Below are 25,113 nucleotides of genomic sequence, written 5' to 3'. Positions count from 1 at the left end.
CGTCAGGCCTGATCGTCTTCGACGAAGTGGGTCGACTCGTGCGCGGCGACGCCGGACCCGGCCCGCTTCGAGAGCGCGCGGTCGACGAGGAGCGCCACGACGGCGCCGAGCGCGGCCCCGGCCGCGCCGCACCACAGCAGCAGGAAGCCGAACACCTGCCCGCGGTCGAACTCACCGCTCTCGGGGTACGCGAACGTGAGCACCAGCGCGACCAGCGCGCCGAGCACGACGCCGAGCCCGATGAACGCGGGATACCGAGGGGCGCGGCGCACCGTGACCGCGCCGCTCGTGACGTCGGTCTCGAGGTGCTCGCCCCGCGGCACGTCGGCATCGACATCCATGTGGGCGACCTTCGGGCGCGGCTCGGTCGGCGGCTCGATGCGGTCGACGGATGCCTCCGGCACGGCCGGCGACGGGTCGCCCGGCTGCGGCTCGCCCGGCTGCGGCTCGTGTCGGCTCGGCTCGGGGCTCTTCGACGCATCGCTCACCCGACCATTCTCCCCCACGCGCCGATGCGCGCGGGCGGCGCTCACCGCACGCGCGACGCGTCGATCACCGGAAGGACGCCGTCGAGGTCGGCGCGCTGCCCCGAGGCGTGCACGCGTCCGCCGGCCCGCGCCTCGGCCCAGCCCAGTGCACCCGTCGCGAGCGCGAGCCACGTCGCGGCATCCGTCTCGACCACGTTCGGCGGCGTGCCGCGCGTGTGCCTCGGGCCCTCGATGCACTGCACCGCCGCGAACGGCGGCACCCGGACCTCGACCGAACCACCGGGCGACTGCTCGGCGAGCAGCTGCAGGGTGTAGCGCACCGCGAGCGCGAGCGTCGTGCGATCGACGCTCGGCGCCTCGCCCGATCCGTCGGCGCCGCCGACGCGCACCACCACGCCGACCGCCGCCCTGCCGATGTCGTCACCGATGCGCGCGCGTGCCATGCCCCCCATCCTCCCGCACGTCACGGGCCGCACCGGCGGCAAGCCGCTCGGGTAGCCTGACGGGGTGAGAATCCTCGTCCTCGGTTCGGGCGCGCGCGAGCACGCCATCATCCTGGCCCTGCTCGACGAGGAGGCCGGCCACGAGATCGTCGCGGCGCCCGGCAACGCGGGTATCGCCGCCTCCCCCACCTCGTCGTCGCGCGGCAGCGTCGAGACCATCGCGCTCGACCCGACCGACCCCGTGATCGTCGCCGACTACGCGATGGACAACGACATCGAGCTCGTCGTGATCGGCCCCGAGGCGCCGCTCGTGGCGGGCGTCGCCGACGCGCTCCGCACGCGGGGCATCGCGACCTTCGGCCCCGGCAGGGCGGCCGCCCAGCTCGAGGGGTCGAAGACGTTCGCGAAGCGCGTCATGGAGGAGGCCGGCGTGCCGACCGGCCGCGCGAGCCTCGTCGAGTCGCTGCCGCAGGTGGTCGCGACGCTCGACGAGTTCGGCGCTCCGTACGTCGTCAAGGCCGACGGCCTCGCCGCCGGCAAGGGCGTGCTCGTCACCGACGACCGCGAGGCCGCGCTCGCGCACGCCGCGCACTACCTGCAGCAGGGCCCTGTGCTGGTCGAGGAGTTCCTCGACGGGCAGGAAGTGTCGCTGTTCCTCCTCTCCGACGGATGGAACGTGCTGCCGCTGTCGCCCGCCCAGGACTACAAGCGGCTGCGCGACGGCGACGAGGGGCCCAACACGGGCGGCATGGGCGCGTATTCGCCGCTGCCGTGGCTCGACGAGCGATTCGGCAGCGAGCAGGCCTTCGTCGACGAGGTCATCGAGACGATCGCGCTGCCCACCGTGCGGCGGCTCGACGAGGAGCAGATGCCGTTCATCGGGCTGCTGTACGCGGGCCTGATCATCACGAGCCGCGGCATCCGGGTCATCGAGTTCAACGCGCGGTTCGGCGATCCCGAGACGCAGGTCGTGCTGCCGCGCCTGGCCAGCCCGCTGTCGGGCCTGCTGTTCGCGGCCGCGACCGGGCAGCTCGGCGAGCAGTCGCGTCCCGAGTTCCGTCCCGACGCCGCGGTGACCGTCGTGCTCGCGAGCGAGGGGTATCCCGAGTCGCCCGAGACCGGGCGGCGCATCGACGGGCTCGATGCCGCGGCATCCGTGCCCGGGGTGCACCTGGCCCATGCGGCGACCGCGTTCGGCTCGACCGCCGACGACGCCGAGCCGCACCTGGTCGCCACCGGCGGCCGCGTGCTCAACGTGGTGGCCGTCGGCGCCGACTTCGCCGAGGCGCGGCGTCGGGCGTACGAATCGCTCGGGCACCTCCGGCTCGAGGGCGGGCAGTTCCGCACCGACATCGCCGCGCGCGTCGCCGACTGACGAGCGTCGCGGAGGGTCGCGGCGACGCGGCGTCATCCGCCCACCGACCATCGAGAGGAGACGGGGATGACCGACACCGGTGACCTCGCCGGCTGGACCCACGTGTACTCGGGCAAGGTGCGCGACCTGTACGTGCCGACCAACCTGATGACCGACGACGACACGTGGACGGGCGACCCACTCGGCGTCTCGCCCGTCGTGCTCGTCGTCGCGAGCGACCGCGTGAGCGCGTTCGACCATGTGCTCGAGCCCGCGATCCCGGGAAAGGGCGCGTTGCTGACGAAGCTCACGCGCTGGTGGTTCGACCAGCTGCCCGAGGTGCCGAACCACCTCGCGTACGCCGAGGACGACCGGTACGACGTGCCGCCGATCCCCCCGGGCGTCGCCGAGCGCGCGATGCTGTGCCGTTCGCTCGACATGTTCCCGATCGAGTGCGTCGTGCGGGGCTACCTCACCGGGAGCGGCTACAAGGAGTACGCCGCGACGGGGGCGATCGGCGGCATCCGGCTGCCCGAGGGCCTCGCCGACGGCGACCGCCTGCCCGAGCCGATCTACACGCCGGCCTGGAAGGCGCCGCTCGGCCGCCACGACGAGAACATCACCTACGAGCGCACCGTCGAGCTCGTCGGCGAGACCGTCGCGGAGCAGCTGCGGGTGGTCTCGCTCGACGTGTTCGAGCACGCCTCCACGGTCGCCGAGGAGCGCGGGCTGATCCTCGCCGACACGAAGTTCGAGTTCGGCGCCGACCGCGAGCTGGGCATCGTGACACTCGCCGATGAAGTGCTGACGAGCGACTCGAGCCGGTACTGGGACCTCGAGGCGTACCTCACCGGCGGCACGCCCGAGGTGCGCATGGCGAGCTTCGACAAGCAGATCGTGCGCGACTGGCTCGCGGCGAACTGGGACCAGGGCGACACGGAGGAGCCGCCGACGCTGCCCGCCGAGATCGTCGAGCAGACGGCCGAGCGGTACCGGGCGCTCGTCGAGCGGCTGATGCTCGGACTCTGAGCGCCGACGGCTACGACGAGATGGCCTTGGCGATCTGCTCGCCGCCCTCGTCGATCGCCTTCTGCAGCTCCTCGTAGTCGTCGCGGTCGATGGCCTTCTCGATCTTCTTGGCCGCCTTGTCGAGGGCCGCGTCGATCCGGTCGAGGTAGCGGTCGTCGATCACCGCCACGATGGCGGACGATCCCGGCGGCAGCGTCTCCTCGAGGTCGACCCCGATGCGCTTCTCCTCACGCCGTTCCGCGAACTTCCCCGCGATGGCGCCGACGCCGGCGCCGATGGCGGTGGCGGCGAGCAGCGGCGGCGCGAAGAGCCCGAGGACGAGCCCGGCGCCGCCGCCGATGAGGGCGCCGCCGGCCACGTGGCCCGAGCCGTGCTCGTCGACGCTGACCTTGCCGTCGGCGTCGCGGTGCACCACGACCGACGACACGACCTCGAGGTCGGCCGCTTCCGCGGCCTTGAGCGTCTGGTAATCCGCCGTGGCGGAAGCGGCATCGTCGTACGTCGCCACGTACAGCATCAGGTTGTCCATCCCCATGGTCGCTCCTTCGACGAGGGCACCGCTCCGTGCGGGGTGCCCGATGAGGGTCCTACGGTACGGGTCGGCTCGGCGCGCGTTCGGGTCCTACGTCCCTGCCCGGCCGGGAGACCTGCCATGGCTTCACGACGACTCGGTCGCAGTGCGATACGGCCGGGGTCGAGGTCGTGCGTGACCCGAGACGCTAGTCCGCCGGGCGCTTCCGGTGCGACATGTCGCGGAACGACTCGAAGTCCAGCGCGGCACCCGGCAGCGGCGTGAGGTCGGGGCGGGCGCGCAGACCGTCGAGCACCACGGCGAGCTGGCGCCGCCAGAACGGCAGGTAGGCGCCGCCGTACTGGCCGAGGGATCCGAGCATGTCGACGAGCACGCTGAGATCGACGGCGGTGACGTCGGGGCGCAGCGAGCCCTCGGCCTTGGCGCGCTCGATGATGCCCTCTCCGGCCTCCTGCAGCTCGGCGCCCGGCCGATGATCGGGATCGAGCTCGGCGACGCGTCGCATGACCGCGGGGAGGTACGGTCGCTCCGTGAGCCACTCCGACAGGCGTTCGAGCCACAGCTCGATGCCCTGCCAGCCGGTCTCGGCGCCGAGGATCTCGGGTGCGACGGTGCGGAGGTCGTCGACCGCGTCGTCGTAGAGCTCGCGGATCAGCGCGTCGCGGGTCGGGAAGTGCCGATAGACGGTGCCGGCCCCGACTGCGGCGCGGGTGGCGAGCTCGTCGAGCGGCGCTTCGATTCCGCGCTCGGCGAAGAGTCGCCTGGCCTCGACGAGGAGCCGTTCATGATTCCGTCGCGCATCGCGGCGCGGCGACGCGATCGATCCCACGGGTTCAATGTACGCCCGGCCGCACGTCGGGCATGTGACGAACGACCCGCGCGCCGTCGCGCCGCCTCTGGGTGCGCGCGGTTCACCGGATGGGCTACCATTCGGAGTGGATCCTCCGTTTACCCGATCGGAGGAGACGGCCTCTCAGGGGAGAGGGGGCGGTACGGCGGGCGGACATCGCGGAATCGGGAGCGGTGGGGGGCGCCCGCCGTGCCCCATTCCCGGCGACCGCGGCGGGGCCTACTCGAGCGTGACGATCCGCACGTCGACGTCGTCGCCCGGCTCGATGCCCTCGGCGGTGCGCACGACCTTCTTGAGAGGCAGGGCGTAACGCTGCCCGCCCGGGAAGATGCTGGTGCGCCAGGTCGTCTCGCCGATCGTCACCTCGACGCGTACCGAGCCGAAGCCGCGGGGCATCCGCGGTCGGTCGCGGATGTCGTCGGACTCCTCCTCGGGCACGTCGACGAAGTACCACGAGTCGGTGGCGCGCTCCTCCCAGCGGTAGACGCGGCTCGTGAAGCGGTACGTCTCGCCCATGCGGCTGACCCTACCCGCGGCCGCCGACACGCACGGCCGCCGCGCGTCCGGAACTCCGGACATCCGCCGCCCGGCGCCCCTGACGCACGGCTCCGCCCGCTGGCTAGGCTGGCGGCGTGGCACCGAACGAGGACGAGCGCGTCGACGACGGCGTCGAGGCGAACACGCGGCGGATCGAGGCATCCGTCGTCACCGACTTCAGCGACCGCATGAGCTACGGCGGCTACCTCGACCTCGACACCCTGCTCGCGGCCCAGCGGCCGATCTCACGGCCCGAGCACCACGACGAGCTGCTGTTCATCATCCAGCACCAGACCACCGAGCTCTGGCTGAAGCTCGTGCTGCACGAGCTCGAGAGCGCGTGCGAGTTCATGCGCGCCGACGAGCTCGCGCCCGCGCTGAAGTGCATCGCCCGGGTCAAGCACATCCAGAAGACGCTGACCGAGCAGTGGTCGGTGCTCGCCACCCTCACTCCCACCGAGTACGGCCAGTTCCGGGGGGTGCTCGGCAACGCGAGCGGCTTCCAGTCCTACCAGTACCGGGCGGTCGAGTTCGTGCTCGGCAACAAGAACGCGAAGATGCTGCAGGTCTTCGACTCGGATGCCACGGCCGCCGCCATCGTGCGCCGGGCGCTCGAATCGCCGAGCCTGTACGACGAGTTCCTGCGGCTGCTCGCTCGCGCCGGCTACGACATCCCCGACGACGTGCTCGTGCGCGACGTGACCCGGGCGTGGACCTACCGGCCCGAGCTCGTCGAGGTCTTCGGGCGCATCTACGCCGACCCCGAGCACAACTGGGCCGCGTACGAGACGTGCGAGGAGCTCGTCGACCTCGAGGACAACTTCCAGCTCTGGCGGTTCCGCCACCTCAAGACCGTCGAGCGCATCATCGGCTCGAAGACCGGCACGGGCGGCTCGAGCGGGGCGCCGTTCCTCCGCCGAGCGCTCGAGCTGACGTTCTTCCCCGAGCTGTACGCCGTGCGAACCGAGATCCCGGGATGAGCGAGATGACGGATGACGCGACTCCGAGCCTCGGCCCCCTCGCCCGCCGGGTGCGCCGATCGCTGAACGGCGACCACCCGGGCGAGACCGGGACGATGCTCCCGCCGCTCGTCGACCACCACGTGCACCTGCAGCTCGCACGTGCCGATGACGCGGTCGCGCGCGGGATCGCGGCGGTCGTCGATCTCGGCGCCGATCCCGGCGCGATCGCGACCATCGCCCGCACCGAGGGACTGCCGCACGTGCGCTACGCGGGCGCATTCCTCACGGCGCCGGGCGGATACCCCTCCGACCGGCCCTGGCGGCCCGACGGCAGCGTGCGCGAGCTGCCGTCGGTCGACGGCGACGCGATCGCGGCCGAGCGGGCGCGCGAGCGGTCGCACCATGCGCTCGCGGGCCCCGTCGAGGCGGCGGTCGACGAGCAGCGCTCGTTCGGGGCATCCGTCGTCAAGGTGGCGCTGAACGCCCTCGCAGGGCCCGTGTTCGACCGCGCGACGCTCGAGGCGATCGTCGCCGCCGCCCACGAGCGCGGGCTTCCCGTGGCCGCGCACGCCGAGGGCGACCGGATGGCGGAACTCGCGATCGACGCCGGCGTCGACGTGCTCGTGCACGCGCCGTTCACCGAGCGGCTGCCCGACGAGCTCGTGTCCCGCGCCGTTGCCGGCGGGCAGGCGTGGATCTCGACGCTCGCCATCCACGTGCGCGACGACGACGCCGCCGCCGCGACGGCGATCGAGAACCTGCACCGCTTCCACGCCGGGGGCGGGCGCGTGCTCTACGGCACCGATCACGGCAACGGCGAGCTCGAGCCAGGGGTCAACCGCGCCGAGGTCGCCGCGCTCGTGCGGGCGGGGCTCGCGGCATCCGACGTCATCGCGGCCCTCGCCGACCCCTGGCCCGACCTCACGGCGGACTGGACCGACGCGGGCGTCGCGACGTTCGTGCCGGGCCCGGCACCTGAGCCCGATCGCCTGGCCGATCCCGACGCGGTCGCCGCGTGGCTCGGGACCGCCTGCATCCTGCCCACCGAGGAACTGGAGCCCCTCTGACCATGGATCCTCAGCTCGCATACGCCCGACGGATGGACCGCGCCGACGGGCTCGCGCACTACCGCCGGCGCTTCGTCGGCGCCGAGACCGACCTCGTCTACTTCGATGGGAACTCGCTCGGCCGCCCTCCGGCCGCAGCGATCGCGCGCGTCGAGCGGTTCATGCGCGAGGAGTGGGGCGGTCGTCTCATCCGGGGTTGGGACGAGGCGTGGCTGCAGCTGCCGTACGAGATCGGCGACCAGATCGGTCGCGCCGTCGTCGAGGCGAAGGCCGGGCAGACCGTGATCGGCGACTCGACCACGGTGCTGATCTACAAGCTCGCGCGTGCCGCGGTCGACGCGCAGCTCGCGCGCGACCCGCAGCGACGCGAGATCGTGGTCGATCGCGACAACTTCCCCACCGACCGGTACGTGCTCGAGGGCATCGCGCGCGAGAGCGGATGCCACCTCCGCTGGATCGACGTCGACCTGACCCGCGGCGTGAGCTCGGAGCAGCTCGCCGAGGCCGTGGGGCCCACGACCGCGCTCGTCGTGCTCAACCACGTCTCGTACCGATCGGCGTTCATCGCCGACGCCAAGGAGCTCACGCGGATCGCCCACGACGCCGGGGCGCTCGTGCTGTGGGACCTGTGCCACTCGGCCGGGTCGGTGCCCGTGCACGCCGACCGATGGGAGTTCGACCTCGCCGTCGGCTGCACGTACAAGTACCTCAACGGCGGTCCCGGCTCCCCCGCGTTCGCCTACGTGCGCGACGACCTCCACGCGGTGCTGCGCCAGCCGATCCAGGGCTGGTTCGGTACGGCCGACCTGTTCGCCATGGGACCGGAGTACGTGCCGGCGCGCAGCATCCGCCGCTTCGTCAGCGGCACCTCACCCATCTCGGCGATGATCGCCATGCAGGAGACGCTCGCGATGATCGAGGAGGCCGGGATGGAGGCCGTCCGCGCGAAATCGATCGGGCTCACCTCCTTCGCGATCGACCTCGCCGACGAGTGGCTGGGGCCGCTCGGCGTCACGCTCGGCACGCCGCGGGATCCCGAGGAGCGCGGGGGGCACGTGATCCTGCGGCACGACGCGATGCGCGAGGTCACCGCCCGGCTCTGGCAGCGCGACGTGATCCCCGACTACCGCGATGTCGGCGGCCTCCGGATCGGCCTGGCACCGCTGTCGACGAGCTTCGAGGAGGTCTACCGCGGGCTCGACGCCACGCGCGTCGTGCTGCGCGAGGTGCTCGCCGAGCGGGCGGGGCTGGCCTGATGCCCTCGTCGCGGTCGGCGCGTTAGGCGCCGCGGGCGAGCGTGTCAACGCCCTCGACGGCGCTGCAGCGGCGGGCGAGACTGCCGGTGGCGTGACATCCTCGCCCACGAGGGCGCGCCCGCGAACGAAGGAGCCACGAGATGAGCGACGAGAAGACGACGAGCAGCACGCCGACCACGCCCGACGCGACGAACGACGTCCACTCCGTCGCGGGCGGGGTGGACGCCTCGGATCCGGGCGCCTCGACCACCATGCCGCCGACGCCGCCGATCGGCTCCGACGCCGTCGACGCGGGTGGAGCGACCGGTGCACCGGCCGGACCGGGTGAGGAGCACGACACCAGCGGCCGGGAGCCGGTCGATTCGGTCGGTGCGACCTCGGGTTCGCCCGTGACGAAGATCGCGGATGCCGCGGCCGACGCCGCGAAGCAGGCGGGTGCCAAGCTGAAGGATGCCGCGCAGAGCGCCGACCTCGACGAGCTCGCCGACCAGGCCAAGCGCGTGACGGGCGAGTGGACGCAGCGGATCAAGGCGGAGTACCAGCGGCGGCCCGGCGTCGTGATCGGCGCGGCGGTCGGCGCCGTCGTGCTCCTGGGTGCGATCGCGCGCGGACTCGGACGCCGGCGATGAGCGGGTCCTACGGCACGCCCGGGCGACCGCAGCCCGACCCCAAGCAGCCCGTGACCTCGATGGACACCGAGAGCGCCGAGGCGACCGCCGGGGCTGCCCGCGGCCGCGCACGCGAGCGCGATGCCACCGAGGTCCCCGACGGCGCGACGGCGCCGTGGCCCGAGGACCCCGGCACGCCGGCCGGGCCCGACCTGCGCGATCTCCCCTCGACCGTGGGCGACGTGGTGGACGACGACGCATCCAAGGATCACGGGGTGGGCGGGCGCGCGTAGCATGGCGGCATCACGCGTGCGACCGCGCGAGGCGCCCGCGACGGGTTCGATGGAAGGGACGGTTCCATGACGGATGCGACGAACCAGCCGGGCGCGGCGGGCGAGGAGCTCGACGACCGGGTCGAGCAGGCCATCGGCGAGGCCAAGGCCGCGGCCGACCGGGCCGCCGAGCAGGCCGACAGCACGCTCGACGCCATGAGGTCCGCCGCGGCCGACGCTGCCGACAAGGGCGCCGCGGCTCTCTCCGATGCGGCGAGCCAGGCGCGCGCCGTCACCGAGGACGCGCTCGACGATGCCGAGGACCTCATCGAGGATGCGGCCGAGTGGGTCGAGGAGAAGTACCGCGAGAACCCGACGCTGGTCATCGTGCTCGCCGCCGCGGCGGGCGTGGCCCTGCTCGTCGGTGTCGGCACGATCATCAGGGGTCTCTTCCGGCGGTAGTCTCGCGCTCGTGACGAACGCTGCCACGACGAGATCCCCGGGCCTGCGCCCCTGGTCCATGGTGATCGGGCTCGGCTTCGTGAGCCTGTTCATCGACATGGTCTCCGACGGCGCGATCTCGGTCGGCGGGGCGCTGCTCGAGCAGCTCGGCGCCTCCGCGACGCTCGTGGGTGTGGTGACCGGCGCCGCCACCGCCATCGCGCTCGTGCTGCGCCTCGTGACCGGACCCTGGTCCGACCGCACCGGTGGCTACTGGGGGTTCACGATCGCCGGCTACGCCATGAGTGCCGTGAGCGTGCCCCTGCTGGCGCTCACCCCGGCGCTCGGCACCGCCTCGCTCGCCGCCGCGAGCTCGCTCATCCTCGTCGAGCGCACCGGGAAGGCCGTGCGGGGGCCCGCGAAGACCGTGCTCCTCGCCGATGCCGCCGGAGTCGTCGGGCGAGGCAAGGGCTTCGGCGTGCACAAGCTGCTCGACCAGGTCGGCGCGTTCGCCGGGCCGCTCCTCGTCGCAGCCATCGTCGCGCTCACCGGCGAGCTGTGGCCGGCGTTCCTCGCGCTCGCCGTGCCCGCGGTCATCGCGATGGTGCTCCTCGCCTGGCTCCGGTCGCGGGTGCCCGACACGAGCGTCTACCGGGAGCCCGCCGAGCCGCCCGCGTCGGCCGCGGCCGACACGCGCCCCGCGACATCCGCTCGCCCCTCGATGGTCGCGCGCCTCGCCGGCCTGGCCGCGATCCCGGCGCACGTGCGCACCACGTTCCTGCTGTTCGCGACGTTCGCCGCGCTCACGACATTCGGGCTGCTGAGCTTCGGCGTCCTGTCGTTCCACCTGGTTGCTGCCGACCTCGCCCCTGTCGCGGGGGTTCCGCTCGTGTACGCCGCGGGCATGGCGGCCGCCGCGGTCGCCGCGCTCGCGACCGGGTGGGCCTACGACCGGCTGGGTTCGGCGATCCTCGTCGCCGTGCCGCTGCTCACGGCGTTCGTCCCGGGCCTCGCGCTCGCCGGTGAGCTGGGTCTCGTGATCATCGGCGTGGTGGTCTGGGGGCTCGCGACCGGCGTGCAGGACTCGACGGTCAAGGCGCTCGTCGCCGACCTCGTGCCCGCCGAGCAGCGCGGGTCGGCGTACGGCTGGTTCGCGGTGTTCCAAGGCGTGGGCGCGCTCGCGGGCGCCACCGTCGCGGGCGCGCTGTACGGGAACGTGCCGACGCTCGTCGCGGCCGTGGTCGCACTGCAGGTCGCGGCGGCGGTGCTGCTCGTCGTCGTCCTGCGACGGCACCGGGCCGAGCGGATGGCGCAGCCCGCGTAGGTCGACCCGTCAGCTGAGCGCCGCGATGCGCGCGAACTCCTCACGCAGGGTATCGCCGAACACCCGCGCTGAGACGGCGTCGGCATCGGTGTGCACCGCGCAGCGGAGCATGCCGTCGTACGAGATGGCGGCGACGCCGAGCCGCACGTTGCCCTGAATCGGGGCGACCGGCCAGACGCCTTCGAGCGGGGCTCCGGCCAGCGCGAGCGGATGCCTCGGACCGGGCACGTTGGTCACGAACATGGCGATGAGGCGCTGATACCGCACGAAGCGGAAGAAGAGCATGGTGCCGAACCGCGTCCGGGTGAGCTCGAAGGTGCCCCGCGAGCGGGCGTCGGCCTTGCGGGCCCGGGTCAGCTCGGCGATGCGGCGCAGGCGGGTCGCGACATCGGCCTCACCCGTGGGCAGCGGGACCAGCATGACGCCGACGGCGTTGCCCGACCTCCCGCGTTCGGCGAGTGCGACGGGCACGCTCGCGGGCAGCACCGGCGGCACCGGCTCGCCTCGTTCGCGCAGCGACGCCTCCGCCGCAGCGACCGCCGCGGCGAGCAGCGCGTCGTTCACCGTCGCACCGACCGTGTCGGCGCCCGCGCCGAGGGCGGCGAGGGACGCCTCGACGAAGGCGACGCCACGGTGCGACCCGATCGGTCCGAGCAGGATGGTGCGGGGCACGACGGGGCGCAGGATCGCGGAGGTGCGTTCCCATCCCGAGGCGAGCGTCCGCCACCGGCTGCGCCGTACGCCGACACCGTTCCCGGCACGCGCGGTGGCGGCGCCGGTCGCCGCCGGGCGCGCCGGCTCGACCGAGGCGGGCGCGGCGACGTCGGCCTCGACGCCCGCCGACGCCGGCCGCAGCAGCAGTTCGACGAGCCGGACCGCGGCGAGCCCGTCGGCCATCGCATGGTGGATGCGGAACACGATGCCAGTCCGTCGTGGTGCCACGCCCGGCACGAGCAGCAGCTCCCAGAGCGGTCGATCGGTCGGGAGCGGCGTGACCATGAGTTGCGCGCAGAGCGCCTCGAACCCGGGCCGGCCGTCGACCGGGTCCACACGGCGCACGTGCTGCGCGAGGTCGAGCGGCACCGGGACCCACGCGTAGCCGCGGCGGTCGCGCACGGCGCGCTGCGACAGGCGCGGCGCGGCCGCCACGACCTCGGCGAACGTGCGCCGGAGCGCCGCGACATCCGGTTCGCCGTCTGGCCCGACCGGACCGCCGGGCGCGAGCACGCCCGCCATCAGGAACGCGTTCACCTGGTCGTACGCATCCATCACGAGGTTCGACGCGTCGGCCGCCGAGAGCCGCTCGCGCCCGGTCACCGGATCGGCCACGGCGGCAGTCTACGGCGGGCGCCCCCGCCGGAGCGGGGCGCCGGCGAGTGCCCGGTAGAATGAGGCATCCACACCGTCCCCACCGAACGGAGCACCGCAGTGCCCACCATCGTCGTCGACGTGATGCCCAAGGCCGAACTGCTCGACCCCCAGGGGAAGGCCGTCGCCGGCGCCCTCGCCCGCACCGGGCACGCCTCCATCTCCGGGGTCCGCGTGGGCAAGCGGTTCGAGCTCACGGTCGACGGTGCGATCGACGATGCGGTGAAGGCCGAGGTCGCGGCGCTCGCCGAGAACGTGCTCTCCAACTCCGTCATCGAGGATGTGGTGGGCATTCACTACGAGCAGTCGAACGTCGAGCTCGCCGAGGAGGCGGTCGGCTCGGCCGCCCATCACGACGGGTACGACGCCCCCGCGGGCGAGACCCACTAGACCCGACCACCACCGGCACGGAGGATTCCCGCATGCGCATCGGCGTCATCACGTTCCCCGGCTCGCTCGACGACCGCGATGCGCAGCGCGCGGTTCGGCTCGCCGGCGGCGAGCCCGTCGCGCTGTGGCACGGCTCCCACGATCTCGAGGGCGTCGACGCCCTGATCCTGCCCGGCGGGTTCAGCTACGGCGACTACCTGCGCTGCGGCGCGATCGCCTCGCTCAGCCCGATCATGACCGAGGTCGTCGACGCGGCGAACCGGGGCATGCCGGTGCTCGGCATCTGCAACGGCTTCCAGATGCTGACCGAGGCGCACCTGCTCGAGGGCGGCCTGATCCGAAACGACCACGGGTCGTTCATCTGCCGCGACCAGGTGCTGCGCGTCGAGAACACGACGACCGACTGGACCGCCGACTTCGACGCGGGCCAGGAGATCACCATCCCGTTGAAGAACGGCGAGGGCGGGTTCATCGCTTCGGAGGAGACGCTCGACCGTCTCGAGGGCGAGGGCCGCGTGGTGTTCCGCTACGTCGGCGTGAACCCCAACGGATCGCTGCGCGACATCGCAGGCATCGCGAACGAGCGCGGCAACGTGGTCGGCCTCATGCCGCACCCCGAGCACGCGGTCGAGCCGGGCTTCGGCCCCGACACGGATGCGGCGATGCGATCCGGCGTCGACGGGCTCGGGTTCTTCACGAGCGTCGTGCGCCGCGCCCTCGTCGAGGCGTGACCACCAGCTGACGTCGACGCCGAACGGCGGCAGGCCCACAGGGACCCGCCGCCGTTCGCGGTTCCGATGATCAGAAGGACGCGGGGATGATGCCGTCGTCGGTCTGGTAGGCCGTCACCGGGGCGTGCGGGATCTCGTCCCAGCGCGCCGCGTCCTCCTGCTGCACCTCGCCGGTCGCCATGCCGAGGAGCAGCTCCTGCAGGGCGAGCACGTTCTGGTTGATCGACTTGCCGCGAGCCTTCTGGCCCAGGCTTCCGTCGGACGAGTTGCCGCTCGTCTCGAAGAAGATCGCCGGGTTGCTGTGGCCCTCGGGGTTGAGGCCGTCGTAGTCGAGGCCGAGCATCATGGCCGACACGACGCCGCCCTTGATGTCGATCTCGATACCGCGGCCGACGTCGTAGCGATCGATGTTGATGTAGCCGTACTTCGAGAGCTCGTCATACACGTGCACCTGCATCTGACGGGTGAGCACGTCGTAGGCGCCGCCTTCGACGCCGGGCAGTGTAGGCCCGCCGGGGGCCAGGGAGATGCCGAGCGACAGCGTCACCTCGTCGCCGTCGCCACGCTCGCGCTTCAGGCCCTGGTGGTGGATGTCGACGGCGAACGCCGGGTCGACCATCGTCCAGTACTCGTAGAACGCCTCCGACTCGGAGGCCTCGAACTTGCCGATGCCCCAGTCGCGGTTGAGGTCGATGCGCTTGTTCGAGCCGTCCTGCAGGATCGTGTGGCGGATGTTCAGGTCGGTGCCGTCGGGGTTGTATGTCGGGATGACATGGAAGGTGTACGTGTCGCGCAGCAGCGTCCAGTCGGGCGAGCCGTTGGTGCCGAGCTCGTTGAGGACGGCGAGCAGCGAGTCGGCGCCGTAGGGCTCGTTGCCGTGGATGCGGCCCTGCAGCCACACGGCCTCGGGCCCGGTGCCGACCGTGGCGACATAGAGGTCCCTGCCCTGCTCGGACGTGTTCACCGCGGTGCCGATCTCGGCGAGCGTCGAGACGTCGACGCCGAACCGCGAGGTGCGCTCGAGGCGCTCGAGCTCCTGCACGACATCGGCGTACGTGAGGATGCTCGAGATGTTGGTGTTGCCCTCGGGCGACGGGAACGTCGCGTCGGCGGTGGCCGGCGCGGTCGCGGCGAACGGCGCGGCGATGGCGAACGCGGCGCCGGCCGCGAGGGCGGCGGCGGTACGACGGCGGCGGTTCGGTGATCTCGTGTTTCGGGTCATCGGTGACTCTCCTTGCGTAGGGCGATGCCGCGATTGCGACACGAGCCCTCGGAAACCGGGCCAGAGGCACCGACTCCGAGGGCTTGGGATGGAGCCTACGGAGAGCATTGTCCGGAACTCAATGGACGAACGTCCATTTTGTTGAACGATCTTGCGCTGAGTCGTCCAATCGCATGCATGACGACACGAGGGCTCCCCCGCGATGAGGCGATGGTGGACGACGAACGCCCGAGCCGCGGGATGCGCGACCCGGGCGTCCCGTCGCCACGGGCGACGGTTACGCCGCCGCGGCGTCCTCGGCCTCTGCGTGGTCGGCCTCGGGCTGCTGCGGCGCACCGGCGTTCACTCCGGCGGCGTACGCGGCGCGCAGCGCCGTGCCGAGGTCGCCGTCGACGTTCGTCCAGTACTGGAAGAACCGCTCGCGGATCTCGTCGATCGAGATCGCGTGGGCCTGCCCCGACAGCGTCTCGAGGAAGCGCGCCTTCGCCTCGACCGAGAACACGTCGCGGTAGAGCGTGCCGGCCTGGCCGAAGTCGGAGTCCTCGGCGCGCAGCGTGTACGCCGTGCGCACGAGGTCGCCGTCGCCCTCCCAGCCGCCCTCGCCCGCGACATCCGGCGACGCCACCGGGCCGCCGAACGAGTTCGGCGCGTAGACCGGCGCGGTCGAGGCGTTGAAGTGGTACCGCGCGGCGCCGTCCTGCGAGTAGTTGTGCACGGATGCCGCGTGCGGCGCGTTCACCGGCAGCTGGTTGTAGTTCGTGCCCACGCGGTAGCGCTGCGCGTCGGGGTAGCTGAACACGCGCGCCATGAGCATCTTGTCGGGGCTGATCGCGATGCCCGGCACGGTGTTCGCAGGCGAGAACGCCGCCTGCTCGATCTCGGCGAAGAAGTTCTGCGGGTTGCGGTCGAGCGTGAGCGTTCCGACGGGGATCAGCGGGTAGTCGGCGTGCGGCCACACCTTGGTGAGGTCGAACGGGTTGAAGCGGTACGTCTTCGCGTCGTCGTAGGGCATGACCTGCACGTGCAGGTCCCACTTCGGGAACTCGCCGCGCTGGATCGCCTCGTACAGGTCGCGGCGGTAGAAGTCGGCGTCGGCGCCGGCGATGGCCTCGGCGGTCGCGGCATCCAGGTGGAGGTCGCCCTGCTGCGACCGGAAGTGGTACTTGACCCAGAACTTCTCGCCGGCGGCATTGATCCACTGGTAGGTGTGCGAGCCGTAGCCCTGCATCTCGCGCCACGACTTCGGCAGGCCGCGGTCGCCCATGAGGTAGGTCACCTGGTGCGCCGACTCGGGCGAGAGCGTCCAGAAGTCCCACTGCATATCGGCGTCGCGCAGGCCCGAGCCCGGCAGGCGCTTCTGCGAGTGGATGAAGTCGGGGAACTTCGCGCCGTCGCGGATGAAGAAGACCGGGGTGTTGTTGCCGACGATGTCGTAGTTGCCCTCGGTCGTGTAGAACTTCAGCGAGAAGCCGCGCACGTCGCGCCAGGTGTCGGGCGAGCCCTGCTCGCCGGCGACCGACGAGAAGCGCAGCAGCGTCTCGGACTCGGTACCGGGCTGGAAGACGGCCGCGCGCGTGTAGGCCGCCACGTCGTGGGTCGCCTCGAAGCGGCCGAACGCGCCGCCGCCCTTCGCGTGCACGATGCGCTCCGGGATGCGCTCGCGGTTGAACTGCGCGAGCTTCTCGACGAGGTAGCGGTCGTGCAGCACGGTCGCGCCGTCGGCGCCGACCGTGAGCGAGTGCGCGTCGCTCGCGACGGGCGTGCCCGTCTGCGTGGTCGTGACGGGCGGGTTCGCGGGGTTCGACATGTCGTCCTTCTCTCTTCGGTGAACGGATGCCGCGGCCGCGGCGGTGCACGACGTGCGGGCACGACGAGCACCGCCCCGGTCGGGCGGTCGACGCGCAGGGGCGCCGGGTGAGCGGATGGCGCCGGGCTAGCCGGCGACCTGCCGCTGGCAGTCGGCGCAGAGGCCCCAGAAGGTGACCTCTGCGGTGTGGATGGCGAAGCTGCCCGTGTCGCCCGGCACGAGGCACGGCGCGTGCCCGACGACGCAGTCGACGTCGGCGACGGCGTGGCATCGCGTGCAGACGACGTGGTGGTGGTTGTCGCCGATGCGGCTCTCGTAGAGCGCGGGCGATCCCGCGGGTTCGATGCGACGCAGCAGGCCGGCGTCGTTGAGCGCGCCGAGCACGTTGTAGACCGACTGGAGCGACGTGCCGGGAAGCGTCGCCGTGACGCGGGCGTGCACGGCGTCGGCGTCGAGGTGCCCGTTGCCGGTGACGGCGTCGAGCACGGCGAGTCGAGGCGCGGTGACCTTGAGCCCGGCCGAGCGCAGGTGCGCCTCGGCCTCATCTCGGTGCAACGCGGTGGCCATGCCTCGACCGTAGCAGTTGTTTTGAGTCACTCAAAACAACGAGCGGACGTCGCGACTCGTGGCGCACGCCGGGGTCGGGCAAAGCCCACGCATAGCCGGCCGGACGAAGCTCGGCGCATGCGGGACATCCGCCCCGCCCGAATGCCCGGAGGATCGCCATGACCACCACGACCGGATCGACCCCGACCGCGCCGACCGACCCCGTCACGCCCACCGCAGGCACGCAGCCGCCGATGTTCCATCCTGCCCCCGGCGCGGCGCCGCCCGCCGCCGCGGCCCCTCCCGTCTCGACCCCGCCGTCGGCCGGCCCGGACCGGACGCCCTGGTATCGCCGCGCCTGGGTGCTCGCCGTCGGCGCGGTGCTGCTCGCGCTGCTCTCGTTCGCGGGCGGCTTCGTCGCGGGCAATGCGGCCGCCCTCCTGAACGGCGTGTTCGGCGTGCCCACGGGGGCGCCATCGGGTCCCGGCTGGATGGACGACGACGGCGACGGATTCGGACCCGGGCGCCCGGGCTTCGGCGACCGCGAGTTCGAGGCGAACTGACCGGGGTCGGTCTGCCTCAGTCGGCGTCGCGGGCCGCGATCCACTCCCGGACGAGCTGCTGCAGCGCCTCGCGCTTGCCCTCGAGGTCGTCGGCGTCGCCGAACTTCGCCACGCGCGACACGTCGCCCTCGCCCTCGAGCAGGCCCGACGGGTCGGGCAGCTCGGCGCCGCGGTGGAACATCAGGCTCACGTGCTTGGTCGACTTCGGGTAGAACGACGCGATGTTCCCCCGGTACATGAAGGTCGGCGCCTGCCACTTGATCGTCTCGGTCACGCGCTCGTCGGCCGCGAGGACCGCATCGCGCACGGCCATGACGAGCTCGCGCTGCGGATTCCCGTACCGCTCGAACCACGCATCGACCACCGGATCGTGCCGCTCCATGCCCGCAGTATGGCACCGGCCCGCCGAGCCGGCCAGTGCCCCGGGTAGCCTGATCGGGTGAGCCTCACCGAACTCGTCGAGCTGCCCGGAGGCGCGTTCCTCATGGGATCCGACGGGCACTACCCCGAGGAGGCACCGCAGCACGAGCGCCGCGTCGAGCCGTTCGCGATCGAGCGGCACCCGGTGACGAACGAGCAGTTCGCCGAGTTCGTCGCCGCGACCGGCTACGTGACCGTCGCAGAGCGCGAGCTCGACCCGGCCGAGTTCCCCGGCGCCGACCCGGCCGAGCTCGTGCCGGGCTCGCTCGTCTTCACGCCGACCGACGGGCCCGTCGACCTGCGCGACTGGCGGCAGTGGTGGCGGTGGGTGCCGGGTGCGCAGTGGCGCCACCCCCTCGGCCCGGAGTCGACGATCGACGCCCGGCTCGACCACCCCGTCGTGCACGTGTCGTTCGAGGACGTCACGGCCTACGCCGGCTGGGCCGGGCGACGCCTGCCGACCGAGGCCGAGTGGGAGTATGCGGCACGCGGCGGGCTGGCCGGTGCCGAGTACGCCTGGGGCGACGAGCGCGTACCCGGTGGCGTGGTCATGGCGAACACGTGGCAGGGCGCATTCCCGTACCGCAACGAGGGTTGGGGCGGCACCTCGCCCGTGGGCTCCTACCCGGCCAACGGGTTCGGGCTCGTGGACATGATCGGCAACACCTGGGAATGGACCGCCGACGCGTTCACGCCGCGACACCTGCCGCCCGAAGCGGCAGCCGTCGACCGCGGCGAACGCCGCGACCTGCTCACGGGAGCGCCGGCGTCGGAAGCGCTGCGCGTCACCAAGGGTGGATCGCACCTCTGCGCGCCGGAGTACTGCCGCCGGTACCGTCCTTCCGCACGGTCATCGCAGGCCGAGGACTCGGCCACCACGCACCTCGGCTTCCGCTGCGCGCGCTGACCCACCCGCAACGCGCCATCCGTCCACCCGCCGCGGCCGAGCCGCGCGGTCAGCGGTACTCGGGATTCGGGTGATCGGGCACCGGGACGTACCCGTAGTGCTCGCCATCGTCCCACTCGGTGCGCACGTTGCCGATCGCGGGGATGCCGCCCGCCGCCTTCAGGAGGTGCGCGAGATGCATGAGGTTGTACGTCATGAACGTCGTGTTCCGGTTGGTGAAGTCGTTCTCGGGACCGCCCGAGCCCTCGTCGAGGTAGCTCGGCCCGGGACCGGCCTCGCCGATCCAGCCGGCGTCGGCGGCGGGCGGGATCGCGTAGCCGATGTGCTGCAGGCTGTACAGCAGGTTCGACGCGCAGTGCTTGATGCCGTCCTCGTTGCCCGTGATGATCGCGCCGCCGACCTTGCCGTAGTACACGTACTGGCCCTTGGCGTTCTTCTCGGTGCTCATCGCGTAGAGCCGCTCGATGAGGCGCTTCGTCACCGACGAGTTGTCGCCGAGCCAGATCGGCCCGCCGATGACGAGGATGTCGGCGGCCTCGACCTTCGGCCAGATCTCCTCGGGCCACGCGTCGAACTGCCATCCGTACTCGCGCATGTCGGGGTACACCCCCGTCGCGACGTCGTGGTCGACGAAGCGGAGGTTCTCGACAGCCACCCCGTGCTCGCGCATGAGGCGGATGCTCGCATCCATGAGGCCCTGCGTGTTGCTCACCTCGGGCGATCGCTTGAGGGTGCAGTTGATGAAGACGGCGCGGAGGTCGCTGTAGTCGGGTTCGGCTGCCATGGGGCCGAACCTACTCCTCGGGCAAGCGGATGCCGCCGCCTTGCCAGCCGACGCACAGGCGCCGGCCTGCGGGCCTCAGTACCTGAGAAGGCTGTGGATCTCGTAGCGGTCGGCGAGCCGCGCGCGCCCGCCGAGCGCCTCGAGCTCGATCGCGACGGAGATGCCGGCGACGCGCCATCCGGCCCGCTCGACCAGGCGCGCGGCGGCCTCGACGGTGCCGCCGGTGGCGAGCACATCGTCGACGACGAGCACGCGCGAGCCGGGCTCGAGCTCGCCCTCGTGCACCTCGAGCGCCGCCGTGCCGTACTCGAGCGCGTACTCCTCGCGGATCACCGCGCGAGGGAGCTTGCCGGCCTTGCGCACCGGCAGCACGCCCGCGCCGCACAGCGCCGACGCGGCGCCCGCGAGCAGGAACCCGCGCGCCTCGACGCCGGCGAGGTGGTCGAACCGGCCCGAGAAGGGCGCCGTGAGCGACTCGGCGAGCGCGTGGAACGCCGGTCCGTCAGCGAACACGGGCGTGAGGTCGCGGAACACGACACCGGGCTCGGGGAAGTCGGGGATGGTCGCGAGCTTGGACTCGACGAGGGCGCGGACCTCGGACTCGTGCATCCGGCTAGGGTATCGCCGGCGCCCCGCCGACCCCCGATCAGTGCACGAGCGCGCTGAGCCAGATCACGAGCAGGCCGAGGCTCGCCGTGACGAGCGCGCTGAGCAGGTGCCATCCCCACGACCCGCCCCGGCGAGCCGCCGTGGCCCAGCCGATGACCGCGAGCACGGCCGTGCCCACCCACAGCGCGATGTAGTAGGCCACGTACTCGTCGAGCCATCCGATCGCCGCGAGCCCCAGGAACAGCGTGGGCAGCACCATCGCCAGCAGCATGCCCGAGGAGTGCGCCGCCGACGCCTGCGCGGCCGCCGCGATCGCGCGCCAGCGCGGCCGACCCGACTCGGGCCCTTCCTCGCGCGCGATCGTGCCCGCGTAGACGTGCGCGAGCCAGAACACGGCCGTGGTGCCGAGGGTGAACAGCAGCACCTCGAGGTCGGTCTCGTCCTCCCACCCGATCGCGATGAGCGCGCTGACGAGCACCACGCCGTAGATGGCCGATTCGGTTCGGTACGCACGCAGCATGAGCCCCGCCTGCTTGACGGCGGTGCCGACCCGCCGGCCCGACGACCCGCTCTCGCCCATCGACGATCCCCTCCCGCTGCCGTGCGCGGCTCCCGACCCGGCGGCGCGTCCATCCTTCGACGGATGGCGCGCCCAGCCTGGCTTGCGAGGATGGAGGAACCCCCACCCCCAGGAGCATCGTGTCACCCCTCCGCCTCTTCCGCAGCCTCGCGATCGCCGAGGCGATCACCTGGACCCTCCTCATCACCGGACTGATCCTCCGCGCGACCACCGGCCTCGACGCGGCCGTCGTCGTCGGCGGCTCGATCCACGGGTTCGTATTCCTCGCCTACGCCGCGACGGTGCTGCTCGTCGGCGTCAACCAGCGCTGGAGCATCGGGCTCATGGCACTCGGCGTCGTGACGGCGATCGTGCCCTACGCGACCGTGCCATTCGAGGTCTGGCTCGTACGTCGCGGCCGCCTCGCCGGCGACTGGCGCCGCGAAGCCGGCGACCACCCGGCCGACCGCAACGTGGTGAACCGACTGCTGCGCTGGGGGCTCGCGCGCCCGGTGCTCCTCACCGTGCTCGGGGTGATCGGCGTCGCCGCGGTCTTCACGGCGCTGCTCATCGTCGGCCCGCCCGGCGGCCGCGACGCCTGATCGGGGCGGATGCCGCGCACCCGCCCCGATCGCGGCATCCGCTACTCCACGCGCACGCGGTCGATCGAGACCGTTCCCTTGCCGGCGAACGTCAGGGAGTATCCCTGCACGTCGGCCAGCGTGAGGCCGTCGTCGGGCGCCCCCGCGGGCTGCTCGTCGGCGCGCGCGAAGGCGTCGAACGGGACGGTGACCTGCTGCCAGCCGGTGCCGCGCACGACGGTGCTCGCCGTGAATCGCTCCGCCGTGTCCGGCGCCTGGTAGACGCGGACGTAGTCGACCGTGAGCGACTGCGGGAACTCGAGGTCGTCGCCGAGGGCGCCGCCGAAGTTGCCGCCGATCGCGACGTTGGTCAGCAGCGAGAACGGGTGGTCGAAGACCCACTCGTTCGGCGCGACATCCGCCGGGTCGGCCTGGTGGTAGACGATCCCGTCGACCGACCAGACGATCTGCTCGGGCGTCCACTCGACCGCGAAGTCGTGCCATCCGCCCGGCACCGGCTGACCGTAGTCGTAGATGCCGCCGTACGACTGCCCGCCCGAGTAGCCCGGGCCGTGGATGGTGCCGAAGATCTCGTTCGGCAGGCGGCCGACGTACTCCATGACGTCGATCTCACCGGTCTGCGGCCAGCCGACGTCGCGGAAGTCGGTGCCGAGCGACCACACGGCCGGCCAGATGCCGCTGCCCTCGGGCAGCTGCACGCGCGACTCGATGCGGCCGTACTCGAACTCCTGCTTCTGCTCGGTGATCAGGCGCGCCGAGGTGTACTCGCAGGGTCCGTACCAGCACTCGAGGTCGGTCGTCGCGGGGTCGACCTCCCGGGCCGTGATGACGAGGTTGCCGTCGCCGTCGAGCGCCGCGTTGTCGGTGCTGTCGGTGTAGTACTGCAGCTCGTCGTTGCCCCAGCCCCAGCCGCCGGTCTCGTAGGTCCAGTTCTCGGGGTTCGCCGGGGCGCCGGCGGGGCCGTCGAACTCGTCGCTCCACGCGAGCTCCCAGGTGTCGGGGCCGCCGTCGGGTGCGGGGTCGTCCTGGATCTCGACGGTGACGGGCGTGGCCTTACCGGAACCCTTCACCCAGAAGCTGAGCCCCTCGGCGCCGGACCAGTCCTGGCCGCCGGCGAACCCGCGGGCGAGCGTCGACTCGCCACGATAGGCGAAGTCGGCGACGCGCTCGTACGCAGCCTGGTCCTCGTAACCGGCGCCAGACCCTGCGGCGATCTCCCTCGTGGAGAGTGTCGAGGCGCCGGTCGTGTCGAACAGCCACGGCGTCGACTCGAAGTCGTCGACCATGGTCAGGTCGATCGCATCGTCGTCCTGGATGCTCATCGTCGCGGTGCGCACGAAGCCGAACTCGGCGCCCACCGGGTCGGACAGCCGCACGACGAAGGTCTCGTCGACCTCGCGCTTGCCGTCATCGAGCGTGGGCAGGTCGATCGTCGCCTCGCGCTGGCCGGCCGGAATCGTGACGGTGCCGGCCACGGGCGCGAAGTCGCGCTCGGCCGTCGCCGAGAGGTCCTCCGTCGCGGTGCGCGCCTCGGTCGCGAAGGACTCGTAGGCGACGGTCACGTCGGTCTCGGCGAGCCGGTTCAGCCGGATGACCCCGGTCGCCGTGTCGCCCTCGGAGACCTCGTAGCCGGCGCGGTCGAATCCGACCGAGAGCGGCACGGGCGCGGCCTCGCCGTAGAGCAGCACGTCGTCGTAGAGGAACGTCTGCGGCGTCTCGGTGCGCAGCGACCCGAACGCATAGCCGTGCATGTCGGTCAGCGTCAGCCCGTCGTTGGGGGCGTTGTTGCCGATGTTCTTGCGCGAGAACTCGTCGAAGTCGAACGTGAGGAAGCGCCATCCGCGCCAGTCGTCGGTGTACGAGACCACGAAGCGCTCGGCGTCGTCGGTGGTCGAGCCGGGATTGCGGTTGTCGAGCAGGTCGAGGAACAGGTCGGTGCCCGAGCCGTTGCCGTACATCCAGAAGCCGATGCCCTCGTAGGTCGACCAGTCCTGCGTGGTCCACGCGTCGGCGGTTCCGTTCGTGAAGTTGCGGACGACGACGCCGAACGAGGTCACGTCGAAGTCGGCGGCGAGCACGTCGTTGCCGTCGGGTGCGCCCGGCACCGGTGCGGGCGCGCCATCCGTGCGCTCGAAGTCGACCGTGCTGCTCGGGTCCTGCGCGCCGAACCAGCCGACGGGAATGCCGCCCGCGTCGCCCTGCACGAGCGGGGCCTCGTGGTCGTCGACGATGTGGGTCCGCCCGTCGGGCGGACCGACGACCTCGCCGTCGTCGTCGAGGATCGTGACCTCGAGTGCCGACACGGTGCCGAGGCCGGCGCCGGCCGGGTCGGCGAGCTCGAGGGTGAACGTCTCGGAGGCCTCCTCGGCGTCGTCTGCGACCGTGGCGACCTGGACGGTCCGGCTCGTCTGCCCGGGGGCGAACTCGACGGTGGCCGACGGGTCGACGTAGTCGTCGCCGGTGGTCGCGGTGCCGTCGATCGCGCCGAGGGCGACGGTCACCGGCGCCGCCGACGCGATGTCGAGGCGCACCTCGACGTCGAGCACGTCGCCCTCGATGGCCTGGTCCTCCGCGACGGCGAACGAGACGGAGGGCTGCAGCTCGGTGTCTGAGTAGACGGCGATGTCGTCGACACGGATGGTGTCGGCGCCGTTCACCGCGGGAATGGCATAGCCCCAGAGCGAGGTGAGGCCGAGCCCGTCGTCGGGTGCTCCCCCGGGCTGGTAGTCGGTGGCGCGCTCGAACGCGGACCAGGGCAGGACGACCTCGCGCCACCCGTCGACGTCGTCGACGAGGTCGACGTCGAAGCGCTCCGAGGCATCGGCGTTCGGACCGCCGTCGAAGAGCTCGACCTGGTACACGGCCCCGTTGCCCGACCCGTCGACCATGAGGCGAACACCGTCGAACGCGCTGACGTCGCGCGCCGAGCCGAACGTCTGCCCGACGCCGCCGAACGAGCCGGGCGCGGTGACATCCCAGCCGTACGAGACGACCTTCGTGGGTTCGGTCTGCCCCGGCTTGGCCTCCGCGGAGTCCGGCGCGACGTCGACGATGCCGAAGCCCGCCGCGCCGTACGAGAAGAAGCCGTCGGGTGCGCCGGTCTCGAAGTCGGCGATCACGGCGATGCTGCCCGCCGCGGCCGCCGGCACGGCGGTCAGGATGGGCACCGCCACCACGGCCCCGGCGACCAGTGCTCCTGCGCTTCGTGAGAGCGCTCTCATTCTCGAGTCCATTCGTGCTCCATTGCAGTCGGGGGGGATGGTTCGACCGATGCGGTCCGGGTCAGGTTAGGCAGATCGTGCGACGATCCGCAACCCCCGAATTCGCGCGGATCTGGCGGTCGGCAGGCGTTTCGGCGCCGCCCGTCGGCCGGAATCCGCTCGCTGGGGCGGGCCATGAGAGAGCGCTCTCACAACATATCGCCTCCGAGGGGAGGCGAGGT

The 25,113-nt window shown here is 72.2% G+C and carries 27 protein-coding genes and 1 pseudogene; 14 read left to right on the top strand and 14 right to left on the bottom strand.

Annotated features, from left to right (window positions below):
- Nucleotides 1-2: 2 nt before the first annotated feature.
- Together ACZ4TW_RS04045 and ACZ4TW_RS04040 are read right to left on the bottom strand one after the other, a co-directional pair.
- Nucleotides 3-488, bottom strand: coding sequence for a hypothetical protein (locus ACZ4TW_RS04045; protein ID WP_465540414.1), 486 nt, complete (start codon nucleotides 486-488; stop codon nucleotides 3-5).
- Nucleotides 489-529: 41 nt separating this feature from the next.
- Nucleotides 530-931 (bottom strand): sterol carrier family protein, encoded by a 402-nt coding sequence (locus ACZ4TW_RS04040; RefSeq protein WP_465540413.1) that lies wholly within the window; start codon nucleotides 929-931, stop codon nucleotides 530-532.
- A 64-nt stretch (nucleotides 932-995) separates the two neighbouring features.
- Between ACZ4TW_RS04040 and purD the strand changes: the two genes are divergently transcribed.
- Entirely contained in the window at nucleotides 996-2,306 is a 1,311-nt protein-coding gene (gene purD, locus ACZ4TW_RS04035; RefSeq protein ID WP_465540411.1) for a phosphoribosylamine--glycine ligase, read from the top strand.
- 66 nt (nucleotides 2,307-2,372) lie between these two features.
- Nucleotides 2,373-3,314 (top strand): phosphoribosylaminoimidazolesuccinocarboxamide synthase, encoded by a 942-nt coding sequence (locus ACZ4TW_RS04030; RefSeq protein ID WP_465540409.1) that lies wholly within the window; start codon nucleotides 2,373-2,375, stop codon nucleotides 3,312-3,314.
- A gap of 10 nt (nucleotides 3,315-3,324) precedes the next feature.
- Here ACZ4TW_RS04030 and ACZ4TW_RS04025 read toward each other — a convergent pair whose 3' ends face one another.
- The 3 genes from ACZ4TW_RS04025 to ACZ4TW_RS04015 all read right to left on the bottom strand — a co-directional run bounded on the left by ACZ4TW_RS04025 (nucleotide 3,325) and on the right by ACZ4TW_RS04015 (nucleotide 5,212).
- Nucleotides 3,325-3,849, bottom strand: coding sequence for a DUF1269 domain-containing protein (locus ACZ4TW_RS04025; protein WP_465540407.1), 525 nt, complete (start codon nucleotides 3,847-3,849; stop codon nucleotides 3,325-3,327).
- A gap of 184 nt (nucleotides 3,850-4,033) precedes the next feature.
- On the bottom strand, nucleotides 4,034-4,675 hold the full coding sequence (locus ACZ4TW_RS04020; protein ID WP_465540405.1) for a TetR/AcrR family transcriptional regulator: 642 nt from the start codon (nucleotides 4,673-4,675) through the stop codon (nucleotides 4,034-4,036).
- A gap of 240 nt (nucleotides 4,676-4,915) precedes the next feature.
- Nucleotides 4,916-5,212: a DUF1905 domain-containing protein gene (locus tag ACZ4TW_RS04015; protein WP_465540403.1), complete on the bottom strand. Its 297-nt coding sequence runs from the start codon at nucleotides 5,210-5,212 to the stop codon at nucleotides 4,916-4,918.
- Between the two features lie 116 nt (nucleotides 5,213-5,328).
- Here ACZ4TW_RS04015 and kynA point away from each other — a divergent pair, with 116 nt between their 5' ends.
- From kynA to ACZ4TW_RS03980, 7 genes are all read left to right on the top strand, one after another.
- Nucleotides 5,329-6,213, top strand: a complete 885-nt coding sequence (kynA, locus tag ACZ4TW_RS04010; protein WP_465540400.1) for a tryptophan 2,3-dioxygenase — start codon at nucleotides 5,329-5,331, stop codon at nucleotides 6,211-6,213.
- A 5-nt stretch (nucleotides 6,214-6,218) separates the two neighbouring features.
- The gene (locus ACZ4TW_RS04005; protein WP_465540398.1) at nucleotides 6,219-7,262 is read left to right on the top strand and encodes an amidohydrolase family protein; all 1,044 of its coding nucleotides are present in this window, start codon (nucleotides 6,219-6,221) and stop codon (nucleotides 7,260-7,262) included.
- A gap of 2 nt (nucleotides 7,263-7,264) precedes the next feature.
- On the top strand, nucleotides 7,265-8,518 hold the full coding sequence (locus ACZ4TW_RS04000; RefSeq protein ID WP_465540396.1) for a kynureninase: 1,254 nt from the start codon (nucleotides 7,265-7,267) through the stop codon (nucleotides 8,516-8,518).
- Between the two features lie 140 nt (nucleotides 8,519-8,658).
- A complete protein-coding gene (locus ACZ4TW_RS03995; protein WP_465540394.1) occupies nucleotides 8,659-9,147 on the top strand; it encodes a hypothetical protein in 489 nt (162 codons plus the stop codon).
- Nucleotides 9,144-9,419 (top strand): hypothetical protein, encoded by a 276-nt coding sequence (locus ACZ4TW_RS03990; RefSeq protein ID WP_465540393.1) that lies wholly within the window; start codon nucleotides 9,144-9,146, stop codon nucleotides 9,417-9,419. Before ACZ4TW_RS03995 ends, ACZ4TW_RS03990 begins: the two co-directional genes overlap by 4 nt.
- Nucleotides 9,420-9,485: 66 nt before the next feature.
- Entirely contained in the window at nucleotides 9,486-9,860 is a 375-nt protein-coding gene (locus ACZ4TW_RS03985; protein ID WP_465540392.1) for a hypothetical protein, read from the top strand.
- A 10-nt stretch (nucleotides 9,861-9,870) separates the two neighbouring features.
- Nucleotides 9,871-11,163, top strand: a complete 1,293-nt coding sequence (locus ACZ4TW_RS03980) for an MFS transporter (protein ID WP_465540390.1) — start codon at nucleotides 9,871-9,873, stop codon at nucleotides 11,161-11,163.
- A gap of 9 nt (nucleotides 11,164-11,172) precedes the next feature.
- Here ACZ4TW_RS03980 and ACZ4TW_RS03975 read toward each other — a convergent pair whose 3' ends face one another.
- Nucleotides 11,173-12,492, bottom strand: a complete 1,320-nt coding sequence (locus ACZ4TW_RS03975) for a wax ester/triacylglycerol synthase domain-containing protein (RefSeq protein ID WP_465540389.1) — start codon at nucleotides 12,490-12,492, stop codon at nucleotides 11,173-11,175.
- Between the two features lie 99 nt (nucleotides 12,493-12,591).
- Here ACZ4TW_RS03975 and purS point away from each other — a divergent pair.
- A pseudogene (gene purS / locus ACZ4TW_RS03970) lies at nucleotides 12,592-12,825 on the top strand (phosphoribosylformylglycinamidine synthase subunit PurS); the annotation flags it as partial.
- 128 nt (nucleotides 12,826-12,953) lie between these two features.
- Nucleotides 12,954-13,652, top strand: coding sequence for a phosphoribosylformylglycinamidine synthase subunit PurQ (purQ, locus tag ACZ4TW_RS03965; RefSeq protein WP_465540388.1), 699 nt, complete (start codon nucleotides 12,954-12,956; stop codon nucleotides 13,650-13,652).
- A gap of 70 nt (nucleotides 13,653-13,722) precedes the next feature.
- Here the strand turns inward: purQ and ACZ4TW_RS03960 are convergent, their stop codons facing one another.
- From ACZ4TW_RS03960 to ACZ4TW_RS03950, 3 genes are all read right to left on the bottom strand, one after another.
- Nucleotides 13,723-14,874 carry a M14 family zinc carboxypeptidase gene (locus ACZ4TW_RS03960; RefSeq protein WP_465540386.1) on the bottom strand — a complete coding sequence of 384 codons (1,152 nt, stop codon included), beginning with the start codon at nucleotides 14,872-14,874 and terminating at the stop codon, nucleotides 13,723-13,725.
- A gap of 277 nt (nucleotides 14,875-15,151) precedes the next feature.
- Nucleotides 15,152-16,681 (bottom strand): catalase, encoded by a 1,530-nt coding sequence (locus ACZ4TW_RS03955; RefSeq protein WP_465540384.1) that lies wholly within the window; start codon nucleotides 16,679-16,681, stop codon nucleotides 15,152-15,154.
- Between the two features lie 126 nt (nucleotides 16,682-16,807).
- Nucleotides 16,808-17,248: a Fur family transcriptional regulator gene (locus tag ACZ4TW_RS03950; protein ID WP_465540382.1), complete on the bottom strand. Its 441-nt coding sequence runs from the start codon at nucleotides 17,246-17,248 to the stop codon at nucleotides 16,808-16,810.
- Nucleotides 17,249-17,406: 158 nt separating this feature from the next.
- Here ACZ4TW_RS03950 and ACZ4TW_RS03945 point away from each other — a divergent pair, with 158 nt between their 5' ends.
- A complete protein-coding gene (locus ACZ4TW_RS03945; RefSeq protein ID WP_465540380.1) occupies nucleotides 17,407-17,790 on the top strand; it encodes a hypothetical protein in 384 nt (127 codons plus the stop codon).
- A 16-nt stretch (nucleotides 17,791-17,806) separates the two neighbouring features.
- Here the strand turns inward: ACZ4TW_RS03945 and ACZ4TW_RS03940 are convergent, their stop codons facing one another.
- Nucleotides 17,807-18,172, bottom strand: a complete 366-nt coding sequence (locus tag ACZ4TW_RS03940) for a DUF1801 domain-containing protein (protein WP_465540377.1) — start codon at nucleotides 18,170-18,172, stop codon at nucleotides 17,807-17,809.
- A gap of 102 nt (nucleotides 18,173-18,274) precedes the next feature.
- Here ACZ4TW_RS03940 and ACZ4TW_RS03935 point away from each other — a divergent pair, with 102 nt between their 5' ends.
- The gene (locus tag ACZ4TW_RS03935; RefSeq protein ID WP_465540894.1) at nucleotides 18,275-19,117 is read left to right on the top strand and encodes a formylglycine-generating enzyme family protein; all 843 of its coding nucleotides are present in this window, start codon (nucleotides 18,275-18,277) and stop codon (nucleotides 19,115-19,117) included.
- Nucleotides 19,118-19,166: 49 nt separating this feature from the next.
- Here ACZ4TW_RS03935 and ACZ4TW_RS03930 read toward each other — a convergent pair whose 3' ends face one another.
- From ACZ4TW_RS03930 to ACZ4TW_RS03920, 3 genes are all read right to left on the bottom strand, one after another.
- Nucleotides 19,167-19,901 carry a flavodoxin family protein gene (locus tag ACZ4TW_RS03930; protein WP_465540374.1) on the bottom strand — a complete coding sequence of 245 codons (735 nt, stop codon included), beginning with the start codon at nucleotides 19,899-19,901 and terminating at the stop codon, nucleotides 19,167-19,169.
- A gap of 75 nt (nucleotides 19,902-19,976) precedes the next feature.
- Nucleotides 19,977-20,510 carry an adenine phosphoribosyltransferase gene (locus tag ACZ4TW_RS03925; RefSeq protein WP_465540373.1) on the bottom strand — a complete coding sequence of 178 codons (534 nt, stop codon included), beginning with the start codon at nucleotides 20,508-20,510 and terminating at the stop codon, nucleotides 19,977-19,979.
- A 37-nt stretch (nucleotides 20,511-20,547) separates the two neighbouring features.
- Nucleotides 20,548-21,090, bottom strand: coding sequence for a hypothetical protein (locus tag ACZ4TW_RS03920; RefSeq protein WP_465540371.1), 543 nt, complete (start codon nucleotides 21,088-21,090; stop codon nucleotides 20,548-20,550).
- A 119-nt stretch (nucleotides 21,091-21,209) separates the two neighbouring features.
- Here ACZ4TW_RS03920 and ACZ4TW_RS03915 point away from each other — a divergent pair, with 119 nt between their 5' ends.
- Nucleotides 21,210-21,671, top strand: coding sequence for a DUF3817 domain-containing protein (locus ACZ4TW_RS03915; protein WP_465540368.1), 462 nt, complete (start codon nucleotides 21,210-21,212; stop codon nucleotides 21,669-21,671).
- Nucleotides 21,672-21,712: 41 nt separating this feature from the next.
- On the opposite strand, the gene ACZ4TW_RS03910 is transcribed toward ACZ4TW_RS03915, so the two are convergent.
- Nucleotides 21,713-24,892: a carbohydrate binding domain-containing protein gene (locus ACZ4TW_RS03910; RefSeq protein WP_465540367.1), complete on the bottom strand. Its 3,180-nt coding sequence runs from the start codon at nucleotides 24,890-24,892 to the stop codon at nucleotides 21,713-21,715.
- Between the last annotated feature and the right edge of the window lie 221 nt (nucleotides 24,893-25,113).

It is taken from the genome of Agromyces sp. NPDC029043 (assembly GCF_055564615.1).
This window is presented reverse-complemented; position numbering and strand designations above follow the sequence as displayed.